Source organism: Ruegeria sp. CDSB117, assembly GCF_059611005.1.
In genome coordinates, this window is the sequence record NZ_JBXWOS010000064.1 from 1 (window position 1) to 3288 (window position 3288).

Sequence of the window (3288 nt, forward strand, 5' to 3'; positions counted from 1 at the left end):
TTGGCAGTTACGATGAGCCAGAAACCCTCTCTTATCAAATCGACCTAAACTGTCCCATGGGCGCTGACGTCAGACACGAGGCAGAGCGGTTGGTCAAGCAGCGCATTGGTCAGGATATTTTCAGAAATCGATTGATCTCTTATTGGCAGGGTCGCTGCCCGATTTCGGACATTTCTGACACTGAACTCCTTAGAGCCTCACACATTAAGCCGTGGAAAGACTGCGAAACTGATGCTGAGCGGTTGGACGTCCACAACGGAATTTTGCTGTCAGCATTATGGGACGCAGCATTCGACAAGGGTCTGGTGACTTTTAAGGACGACGGGACACCTTGGTTTTCGAGTAAACTGTCCGCGCCGGCAATGAGCTCGTTGTCCGGACATTCCAAGCGGATCTCTGGTCTAACTGCTGGGCACAAGGAAAACCTGATCTGGCATCGCGATCAGGTGTTCAATCCTTGAGAAACTGAAATCTATCCTTTAGCACCCGCATAAGGCGATTTACCTGCTCTTCTCTGCACTATTATCGCGAAACAATGCAAACTTATGGGCAAATCTTGCAAACTTATGGGGTGCATGAAGGTTTGTGCGCGTCCCTACAAAATTGTAGGGGCGCTCATAACGCTGCATCGCCGCCATTGATCTTACTCACAAAAATTGAAGGCATTCGCCCAAAATATTGCGCGCCATTTGCGCATACGTTTGCACGATTTGCCCATAACAATGCGCTGTTCGAGAAACGCGTTCAATTGATGGTAGTCACCGCACATCTTCTTCAACTAAAACCGGGCGCCTCTCAATCAAGAGTGTATTCTGATTGAAGAAATTCAACCCTGTTCATGGGGAAGCAGTTCATTCGTAGGCTTGTGTTAGATCCCGGCTTTAAGAAAGGATATTGCCGTGCCCGCGAAGTGAGCGCGTCCAAATCGGCGCGCTCACTCTATTTGGTATTGCCTGTCACTACGGAGGCTAGAGCGATGTATCACTCTGCGGCAACCGCTTCCTCAGCTAGTGCCGGGTAATCGATGTACCCTTTTTCATTGCCGCCGTAGAGGGTAGTTGGATCGAGCTCATTCAGAGCGGCGCCTTTCTCCAACCGGTTGACAAGATCAGGGTTGGAAATAAACGGCCGGCCAAAGGCCACCAGATCGACGGCTCCGGTTTCAACTGCTTCAACCGCCATTTCCCGGTCATAAGCGTTGTTGCCCATTTTTGCACCGTCAAACAATTCATAGAGCGCCTTCAGATCGCCACCTTCCGGAATATCGCGAGGGCCGCCGGTCTGCCCTTCTACGAGATGGAGATAGGCCAGCCCATAGTCATTCAGCAATTTGACCGCATGAGAGAAAGTCGATTGCGGGTCGCTGTCGGAGATGTTGTTGGCGTCCGAGAATGGGCTGAGGCGGACACCAACGCGGTCGGCGCCCCAGACATCGACAACCACGTCCATGACCTCTTTCAGGAACCGTGCTCTATTCTCGACAGGACCGCCGTATGCGTCTTCACGCTTGTTGGACTCGTCCCGCAGGAACTGATCGATAAGATATCCATTGGCTGCATGAACCTCGACACCGTCGAAACCGGCTTTCCGGGCGTTTTCCGCGGCCCGCCGGTAGTCGGCGACAATGCCAGCAATTTCTTCGATACCCAGAGCCCGCGGCTCAGATGTTTCAACAAACTGCTCACCATCAAACGTCTTGGCCTTAGCTCCAATTGCGGATGGTGCAACAGGGGCGCCACCATCCTGCTGCAAGCTGTAATGCGAAATCCGGCCCACATGCCAAAGCTGGATTACGATCTTCCCGTCCTTGGCATGGACGGCCTCAGTCACTTTTTTCCAGCCGTTGATCTGCGCTTCGGAATAAATGCCGGGCGTCCAGGCATAGCCCTTGCCTTGGGGCGAAATTTGCGATGCTTCCGTGATGATCAATCCAGCACCCGCCCGCTGGGCGTAGTACTTGGCCTGCAATTCATGGACGCTGTCATCCTCGGCTCTGGCCCGGTTGCGGGTCAGTGGCGCCATGACAATGCGGTTTTTCAGCTCGATTGCACCAGCTTTGATGCCGGAGAACAGTTTTTCATCAACCATTGCTGCTTCCTTCTTTGGTAAACTTTGATCAGATATTATTGGACCAATCAGTCCAATATTAGGGTCACTGTCTCTTGTTTGAGTTTGTGTTAGGTTTCATTTCCTTTTGGTGGCGGGGGCCTTATGGCGAAATCACCAACCGGGCTTGTTTCAGGGTTTGCGATATCTGCTCATCGGGAACGCCCGCCTTACGCAAGGCTAGTGTGCCGATTGCAAGGGACGCAAAGGCGCGTGCCTTGTCGAGTACCTGTCCCGGATCCGAAGGCTCAAGCGCTCTTGCAATAATCTCGTCAATATTCTCCAAATGCCGTCGCCCGAGAGCCGCCACTTCATCATCATGAGGAGCAAGCTCCGTAAGGCAATTGATCAGCATGCAGCCGTCACGACCACCTTGCGGGTTCGCCAAAGCTTCCATTATCGCACCAACGGGGTCATTTCCGCCCGCATCTGCAACGTCACGCAGATTTTTTAAACCACGCCTTGAATAGTGCCTGAGAGCTTTGTGAAACAAAGCCTGCTTGTTGCCGAATGTTCCATAGAAGCTGGACCGGCTCAAACCCATGGCCTTGGTCAGATCATCCACAGAAGCGGTCTCGTAGCCCTTGTGCCAAAAAACGCACAAGGCTTTTTCCAAAGCCTCAGCTTCGTCAAAGGCGCGAGGCCTACCCGGGCCTGCGGGTGATTTGATGTCGCCAAATGCGTGAGTTTCTTTGCTCATGAACAGGATGTGGAATGGTCGGTCCAGAAATTCAAGGTGGCGGTAGAGAATTTTTGGAATGGTCAGTCCGTATTGTGACCAGAGAAAGGAATTTAGGTCGGTAGAAATACAAAAACCTTCCCGTCGCGCTTGGCGTCACACCAGTCTTAGGATCAGGACCTTTTGTCTTTTTGCGGGAGTGTCAGACGAAGAGGATCGAGATCGTAGAAAAGAGAAACCACCCTCAGCACTAGTTTCCAACACTGGACAGATTGATTTGTGGCTTTGTCCAATGCGTTGAGGTTGATCACTCACAAACCAGAGATTGGTTCGGTAGATCCATGGCCAATGCCCTCAACTTGTGAGGATTACTACTCCAATGAGTAACAAAGCCACGAATTCAGAACTGGTTTTACGAGCATCAGTACGGCGGGTCGTCGTAAGCAAACCAACAATAATTTCCGCGCGTTAGGCAAAAAAAACGAGGTTAGCTGAAGTTTAAT

General features: G+C 51.6%; 3 protein-coding genes. 1 reads left to right on the top strand and 2 read right to left on the bottom strand.

What is annotated here, in order from left to right:
* Window positions 1-461, top strand: a 461-nt coding sequence (locus tag AC2FJC_RS23760) for an HNH endonuclease (RefSeq protein ID WP_496742186.1), incomplete at its 5' end; no start/stop codon positions are given.
* 520 nt (window positions 462-981) lie between these two features.
* Here AC2FJC_RS23760 and AC2FJC_RS23765 read toward each other — a convergent pair.
* Both AC2FJC_RS23765 and AC2FJC_RS23770 read right to left on the bottom strand, forming a co-directional pair.
* On the bottom strand, window positions 982-2088 hold the full coding sequence (locus tag AC2FJC_RS23765) for an alkene reductase (protein ID WP_282171167.1): 1107 nt from the start codon (window positions 2086-2088) through the stop codon (window positions 982-984).
* A 121-nt stretch (window positions 2089-2209) separates the two neighbouring features.
* The gene (locus tag AC2FJC_RS23770) at window positions 2210-2806 is read right to left on the bottom strand and encodes a TetR/AcrR family transcriptional regulator (RefSeq protein WP_496742188.1); all 597 of its coding nucleotides are present in this window, start codon (window positions 2804-2806) and stop codon (window positions 2210-2212) included.
* Between the last annotated feature and the right edge of the window lie 482 nt (window positions 2807-3288).